The sequence below is a fragment of the Rubellimicrobium mesophilum DSM 19309 genome (assembly GCF_000600335.2).
In the GTDB taxonomy this organism is placed as follows: Bacteria; Pseudomonadota; Alphaproteobacteria; order Rhodobacterales; family Rhodobacteraceae; genus Rubellimicrobium; species Rubellimicrobium mesophilum.
This window is the reverse complement of sequence record NZ_KK088591.1, coordinates 23,239-30,368: the sequence shown is the minus strand read 5'-3', so window position 1 is coordinate 30,368 and position 7,130 is coordinate 23,239. Positions and strand designations below refer to the sequence as shown.

6 protein-coding genes and 1 pseudogene are annotated in these 7,130 nt (G+C 72.0%); 6 read left to right on the top strand and 1 reads right to left on the bottom strand.

Going from position 1 to position 7,130, the window contains the following annotated elements:
* Positions 1-319: 319 nt before the first annotated feature.
* Positions 320-2,170 carry an ABC-F family ATP-binding cassette domain-containing protein gene (locus RUMESO_RS16090; protein ID WP_037281569.1) on the bottom strand — a complete coding sequence of 617 codons (1,851 nt, stop codon included), beginning with the start codon at positions 2,168-2,170 and terminating at the stop codon, positions 320-322.
* 113 nt (positions 2,171-2,283) lie between these two features.
* Between RUMESO_RS16090 and RUMESO_RS16085 the strand changes: the two genes are divergently transcribed.
* From RUMESO_RS16085 to rfbD, 6 genes and pseudogenes are all read left to right on the top strand, one after another.
* The gene (locus RUMESO_RS16085; RefSeq protein ID WP_245639306.1) at positions 2,284-2,895 is read left to right on the top strand and encodes a GFA family protein; all 612 of its coding nucleotides are present in this window, start codon (positions 2,284-2,286) and stop codon (positions 2,893-2,895) included.
* Between the two features lie 81 nt (positions 2,896-2,976).
* A complete protein-coding gene (gene ndk, locus RUMESO_RS16080) occupies positions 2,977-3,399 on the top strand; it encodes a nucleoside-diphosphate kinase (protein WP_037281568.1) in 423 nt (140 codons plus the stop codon).
* Positions 3,400-3,568: 169 nt separating this feature from the next.
* Positions 3,569-3,802 carry a con-10 family general stress protein gene (locus RUMESO_RS16075; protein WP_051521395.1) on the top strand — a complete coding sequence of 78 codons (234 nt, stop codon included), beginning with the start codon at positions 3,569-3,571 and terminating at the stop codon, positions 3,800-3,802.
* A 97-nt stretch (positions 3,803-3,899) separates the two neighbouring features.
* Positions 3,900-5,081: pseudogene (locus RUMESO_RS24385) on the top strand (MFS transporter); the annotation flags it as partial.
* A gap of 36 nt (positions 5,082-5,117) precedes the next feature.
* Positions 5,118-6,173: a dTDP-glucose 4,6-dehydratase gene (gene rfbB / locus RUMESO_RS16070; RefSeq protein WP_037281576.1), complete on the top strand. Its 1,056-nt coding sequence runs from the start codon at positions 5,118-5,120 to the stop codon at positions 6,171-6,173.
* The gene (gene rfbD / locus RUMESO_RS16065; protein WP_037281567.1) at positions 6,170-7,024 is read left to right on the top strand and encodes a dTDP-4-dehydrorhamnose reductase; all 855 of its coding nucleotides are present in this window, start codon (positions 6,170-6,172) and stop codon (positions 7,022-7,024) included. Before rfbB ends, rfbD begins: the two co-directional genes overlap by 4 nt.
* Positions 7,025-7,130: the final 106 nt, after the last annotated feature.

Here is a 7,130-nt window from a genome sequence, read left to right as displayed (position 1 = left end):
GTTCGGGGGGGAGATTCGCAGGGCGGGGTTAACGAGGCGTTACCCGGGCGTGCGGTGCCCCAAGGGGGGCAACGCAACACCCCGCCGAGACGTGGTAAGGGCGTGGACTGCGAATCAGGTAAGGTGCGCTGAAGCGCACCCTACGGGGTGGTGACAGCGCGGGTGCGATTGCCGGGAACTCCCGCGGCACGCGCGCGTGGTCCGTCCCGGTGCACCCCCCTTGGGGCGAGCGACGCCGGCTTGGGACAAGCCCTCGACGGACCAGGGCCGTGGTGGCATCGGGTGCGTGGCAGGCGTGAGTGGCGGGGTGAACCCGATCCTAGGCCGCCTCGGCCTCGTCCAGCTTCTCCTGCGCCTGCATCCACAGCGCCTCGGCGCGGTGGAGGCCGTCCATGACCTCGGCGTATTTGCGGTTCCAGGTCTCGAGCTCGCCCTTGCGGGCGTCCTCGTAGAGTTCCGGGTCGGCGAGCTTGGAGGCCAGCTTGTCCCGCATGTCGTTGATCTTGGCCAGGCGGTCCTCGCATCTGCGGACCTCGGCGCGGAGCGCGAGGATCGCGTCGCGGGAGGGGCGGAGGGGCTTGGGCCGCTCGGGCACCTTCTCGGCGGGCTTGTCGCCGGCGAGGAGCATCGCGCGGTAGGCCTCGAGGTCGTCGTCGTAGGGGCGGACGCGCCCGGCCTTCACGAGCCAGAGTCGGTCGGCCACCATGCTGAGGAGGTGCATGTCGTGGCTGACCAGGATCACCGCGCCGTTGTAGGCGGCGAGCGCCTCGACCAGGGCCTCGCGCGATTCGATGTCGAGGTGGTTGGTAGGCTCGTCGAGGATGAGGAGCTGCGGCGCGTCGATGGTCGCTAGGAGGAGCGACAGCCGCGCCTTCTGGCCGCCGGAGAGGCGGGCGACGACGGTCTCGGCCTGCGCGGCCTGGAGCCCGAACCCGGCGAGGCGGGCGCGGAGCTTTGACTGGTGCTCGTCGGGGCGGAGGCGCTGGAGGTGCTGGAGCGGCGTCTCGTCGACGTGCAGCTCGTCCACCTGATGCTGGGCGAAGAAGCCGATGCGGAGCTTGTTCGACCGCGTCATCCGACCGCGCGCGATGGGCAGCCGGTCGGACAGCATCTTGGCGAGCGTCGTCTTGCCCTCGCCGTTGCGGCCGAGGAGCGCGATGCGGTCGTCCTGGTCGATGCGCAGGTCCAGCCCATGGAGGACGATGTGGTTGCCGTAGCCGACCGCCGCGTCCTCGGTCGTGATGATCGGGGGCGACAGCTCCTCGGGCTTGGGGAAGGTGAAGACGGTGCGGGCCTCGTCCTCGGGGAGGCGGATCGTCTCCATCTTCGCCAGCATCTTCACGCGCGACTGGGCCTGCTTGGCCTTGGAGGCCTTGGCCTTGAAGCGGTCCACGAAGGCCTGGAGGTGGGCGCGGCGCTCCTCCTGCTTCTTGGACTGGGCAAGGAGGTTGGCGCGCTGCTCGGCCCGTTGCCGCGCGAACTGGTCGTAGGGGCCGTTCCAGTAGGTGAGCTTCCTCTCCGACAGGTGGAGGATGCCGGTGACGGAGCGGTTGAGCAGCTCCCGGTCGTGGGAGACGATCAGGACGGTGTGGGGATACTTGACGAGGTAGCTCTCCAGCCAGAGCGCGCCTTCGAGGTCGAGGTAGTTCGTGGGCTCGTCGAGGAGGAGGAGGTCGGGCTGGGCGAAGAGGACGGCCGCGAGAGCCACGCGCATCCGCCAGCCGCCGGAGAAGGCGGAGCAGGGCATCCGCGTCTCCTCGTCGGTGAAGCCCAGGCCCTTGAGGATGCCGGTCGCCCGCGCCTCGCCGGACCAGGCGTCGATGTCGGCGAGGCGGGTCTGGATCTCGGCGATGCGGTGGGGGTCGGTCGCGTGGTGGGATTCGTCCAGCAGCGAGGCGCGCTCGGTGTCGGCGGCGAGGACCGTGTCGAGGAGGGAGACCTCGTTGCCCGGGACCTCCTGCGCGACGCCGCCGATGCGGGCGCCACGGGGGACCTCGATGGTGCCGGTGTCGAGCGTGAGCTCGCCCCGGATCAGGCGGAAGAGGGTGGTCTTGCCCGTGCCGTTGCGGCCCACGAGCCCGACCTTGTGGCCGGTGGGGATGGTGGCGGAGGCGTGCTCGATGAGGGGGCGTCCCTCGACCGAGTAGGAGATGTCGTCGAGGCGGAGCATCCGTGTCCTCTGCCGCAACAGTCTGGTGCCGTCAACCGCAGGGGCGGGCCGGAACTCGGGTGGGCGACTGCGGGTTCCTCCCTGGCACGGTGCGGTGCGCAGAGGGGATCGCCATGGACGGTGTTCGGGCCAAGAGAGGCGCCTGGCGGCGCGATCCGGTCTTGCCGCGCGCGATGACGGCGCGGGGCGGGGCGACGGTGACGGCCGATCCGACCTGGGCCGAGGCCCGTCCCGAGGCGCGGCGGACGCCCGACCGGATGGCGCCGGGGACGCCGCCGCTCCCCGAGCCGGAGCCCGACCCCGGTCCCGCGCCGCAGCCGGTCCCCGACGGCCCGGGCCCAAAGCCAGCCGAGGCCGTGCGGCTGGGGGGCTGCCTCTGCGGCGCCGTCCGCTACGAGGCGCGGGGCGAGCCGAGGGTCGTCGGCCTCTGCCACTGCGAGGACTGCCGGAAGGCCTCGGGGGGCCTGGGCCTGTATTACGGCGACTGGCCGCTGGGGGCGGTGACGGTGACCGGGACGCTCTCGACCTTCCGGGGGCGGAGCTTCTGCCCCACCTGCGGCTCGCGCGTCGTGCATCTGAGCGCGCACCACGCCGAGCTCCTGCTCGGAACGCTCGACGACCCGCCGATCGGCCTCGTGCCGCAGCGGGAGGGATGGATCGTCCGGCGCGAGCCCTGGATGCAGCCGGTCGCCGGCGCGGTCCAGGCGGAGCGCGACCCCGAGTAAGGGGTTTCCGGTCGCCGGACGCCATGCTAACGGCGCGCCCGGACGCCTGGGCACGGGGCCCGGGCCTGAAGGATGTCATCCATGGCCACCGAGCGCACGCTTTCCATCATCAAGCCCGACGCGACCCGCCGCAACCTGACCGGCAAGATCAACGCCAAGTTCGAGGAGGCGGGCCTCCGCATCGTCGCCCAGAAGCGCATCCGCCTGAGCGTGGACCAGGCCCAGCAGTTCTACGCCGTCCACAAGGAGCGTCCGTTCTTTGGCGAGCTGACCGAGTTCATGGCCTCGGGCCCGGTCGTGGTGCAGGTCCTCGAGGGCGAGGGCGCCGTGCAGAAGAACCGCCAGGTGATGGGCGCGACCAACCCCAAGGACGCAGCGCCCGGCACCATCCGCGCCGAGTTCGCGGAATCGGTGGGCGAGAACAGCGTCCACGGCTCGGACGCGCCCGAGACGGCGCGCGAGGAGATCGCGTTCTTCTTCTCCGGGCTCGAGATCGTCGGCTGACGACGCGCCCCCGCAGGACGAAGCTGGGCCCGCGCCGCAAGGTCGCGGGCCTTTTTCGTGGGTGGCCCGCCCTGCCGCAGCGAAGGGGCGCTGCCGGCGAGCGGGCGGGGAACAATAGCGACGCCTCCCGGTTCGGTCCTCAGACTGGGGCCGATCAAGGAGAAGGATCATGGCGACCAACCAGCAGGGCACCGGCAGCGCGCCTCGGGGCTTCGCGGCGATGGACCGGGAGAAGCAGCGCGCCATCGCCAGCAAGGGCGGCAAGGCGTCCGGCGGGAACTTCAAGAACGATCCGGCGCGGGCCGCCGCCGCCGGACGCAAGGGCGGCGAGGCCTCGGGCGGGAACTTCGCCAACGACCGCGCCCGCGCGGCGGAGGCGGGGCGCAAGGGCGGCCAGGCCTGACGGCACGAGCGGGGGAGGGCCGGGCCGCCTTCCCCCTTGCAACGCCCGGTGAGGGGGCGTAGCGCGGCCTGCGGAGTCACGAACGGGGGCGCGGGCCATGACGGCGGCGACGGGGGGCCTGAGGGCCTCGGCCCAGGCGACGGTCTGGGCTGTGCTGGGGGGCGTGGCCCTCTGCCACTGCATCAACGACATCATGCAAAGCCTCGTGTCGGCGATCTATCCGCTGCTCGAGGAGGAATTCCGGCTGAGCTACGCGCAGATCGGGTTCCTGACCTTCGCCTTCACGGTGACGGCCTCGCTGCTCCAGCCCTTCGTGGGCGTGGTGACGGACAAGCGGCCGCTGCCGCTGGCCCTGCCGCTCGGCATGGCGTCCACCCTGGTGGGCATCGTCGTGCTCGCCAAGGCGCCGAGCTATCCGGTGCTGATCCTGGGGGCGATGCTGATCGGGGTAGGCTCCTCGATCTTCCACCCCGAGGCGTCGCGGATCGCCCGCGCCGCCTCGGGCGGGCGGTATGGGACCGCGCAGAGCGTGTTCCAGGTGGGCGGCAACGTCGGCCATGCGGTCGGGCCGCTGCTCGCCGCCTTCATCGTGGCGCCCTTCGGGCGGCCGAGCCTGATGTTCTTCACCATCGGTGCGGCCCTGGGCATCGCGATCCTCTGGCGCGTGGCGGAGTGGCACCGGACACGGCCCAAGCCGGCGGCCCGCGCGGCCCGCGCCGCGGAGGGCACGGCGCTGCCGAAGGGACGGGTGCTGGGCGCGCTCGTGGTGCTGGGCATCCTCGTCTTCACCAAGAACGCCTACACCTCGTCGCTGTCGTCCTTCTACACCTTCTACGTGATCGAGAGGTTCGGGCTGACGGCGCAGCAGTCGCAGCTCATGCTCTTCGTGTTCCTGGGGGCGATGGCGCTGGGGGTGATGGTGGGCGGGCCCATCGGGGACCGCATCGGACCCCTGGCGGTGATCTGGGTATCGATCCTGGGGGTGCTGCCCTTCACGCTGATGCTTCCCTACGCGAACCTCTGGGGGTCGGTGGCGCTGACGCTGGTCATCGGCATCGTGATCGCCTCGGCCTTCCCGGCGATCCTCGTCTTCGCGCAGGAGCTGGTGCCGGGGCGCGTGGGCCTCATCAACGGCATCTTCTTCGGGCTCGCCTTCGGGATGGGCGGCCTCGCGGCGGCGGCCCTGGGGGCCCTGGCCGACGCCCACGGGATCGAGTTCGTCTATCGCATCTGCGCCTGGCTGCCGGCGCTCGGCGTCCTGACGATCTTCCTGCCGCGTGGCGTGGTCCGCGCGCATCGGGCAGTAGGGCCGACCATGAAGCTCCTCGTCACGGGCGGAGCCGGGTTCATCGGGTCGGCGGTGGTGCGGCTGGCGGTGTCGCGGGGGCACGAGGTCGTCAACCTCGACGCGCTGACCTACGCGGCCAACCTCGCCAACGTCGCCTCGGTGGGCAGCTCGCCGCTCTACGCGTTCGAGCACGCGGACCTGCGGGACCGGGGCGCGCTGGACCGCATCCTCGCGGCGCACCGGCCGGATGCCGTGCTGCACCTCGCGGCCGAGAGCCACGTGGACCGCTCCATCGACGGGCCCGGCGCCTTCGTCGAGACGAACGTGCTCGGGACCTTCAACCTGCTGGAGGCCGCGCGGGCCCATTGGCTGCGGGAGGGGAGGCCCGAGGGGTTCCGGTTCCACCACGTCTCGACCGACGAGGTGTTCGGGAGCCTGGGCGTGGCGGGGCAGTTCACCGAGGAGACGCCCTACGACCCCCGCTCGCCCTATTCGGCGACCAAGGCGGCGTCGGATCATCTCGTGCGCGCCTGGCACGAGACCTATGGGTTGCCGGTGCTGCTGACCAACTGCTCGAACAACTACGGGCCGTTCCACTTCCCGGAGAAGCTGGTCCCCGTGGTGATCCTGAACGCGCTGCACGGGCGTCCCATCCCGGTCTACGGGAAGGGCGAGAACGTGCGCGACTGGCTTTATGTCGAGGACCACGCGGACGCGCTGCTGACGGTGCTGGAGCGGGGCGAAGTCGGCCGGAGCTACAATATCGGCGGCGAGAACGAGGCGCGCAACATCGACCTCGTGCGGGTGATCTGCCGGCTCCTGGACGAGATGCGGCCGGAGGGCGGGCCACACGAGAGGCTGATCGCCTTCGTGCAGGACCGGCCCGGGCATGACGCGCGCTACGCCATCGACCCATCGCGTATCCGCGAGGAGCTGGGCTGGCGGCCCTCGGTGACGCTGGAGGAGGGGCTGCGGCGCACCGTGGACTGGTATCTGCGCAACGAGGACTGGTGGCGGCCGCTGCTCTCGCGCGAAGGGGTCGGGCAACGGCTGGGCACCGCGGTCGAGCCCGTCGCGGGATGAGGGTCCTCCTCTTCGGCAAGACGGGGCAAGTCGCGACCGAGATCCTGCGGCACGCGCCGGATGACGTGACGGTCACGTCCCTCGGGCGCGAAGCGGCGGACCTCATGCAGCCGGGAGACTGCGCCGAGGCGGTCCTGTCGGCCGAGGTGGACGCGGTGGTGAACGCCGCCGCCTGGACCGCCGTGGACAAGGCCGAGAGCGAGGAGGACGCCGCGCGCGTGGTGAACGGCGAGGCGCCCTTCGCCATGGCGCTCGCGGCGGCGCGGAAGGGGGTGCCCTTCGTCCATGTCTCCACCGACTACGTCTTCGACGGGCAGGGAACGGACGCGTTCACGCCCGAGAGCCCCGTCGCGCCGCGGAACGCCTACGGACGCACGAAGCTCCTCGGCGAGGAGGGGGTGCGCCACGCGGGCGGCCGCCATGTGATCCTGCGGACGTCCTGGGTCTTCTCGGCCCATGGGGCGAACTTCGTGAAGACCATGCTCCGGCTCGGGCGCGAGCGGGAGGCGGTCGACGTCGTGGACGATCAGGTCGGCGGGCCCACTCCGGCGGCGGCCATCGCCGACGCCTGCCTGGGGATCGCGCGGGCGCTGACGGACGGCGCCGAAGGGGGGACGCACCATCTCTCCGGCTCGCCGGACGTGAGCTGGGCGGACTTTGCGCGGGCGATCATGGAGGAGGCGGGGCTGCCCCGCCGGGTGAACCCGATCCCGACCAGCGCCTGGCCGACGCTGGCGAAGCGGCCGCTCAACTCCCGCATGAGCGGCGCGTCGCTGGAGCGGGCCTTCGGGATCGCGCGCCCCGACTGGCGGGCCGGCCTGAGGGACGTGCTGCGGGAGCTCGGAGCGTAGCGCGGCCGAGGCCCGGCCATCGGGAGCGGCCGGTGGGCGGGTTCGTCGCGGCGGTGACCGGGCACCACCTTGCGGGGCTCGCGCACCCGCTGGGCGGCTGGGCCGC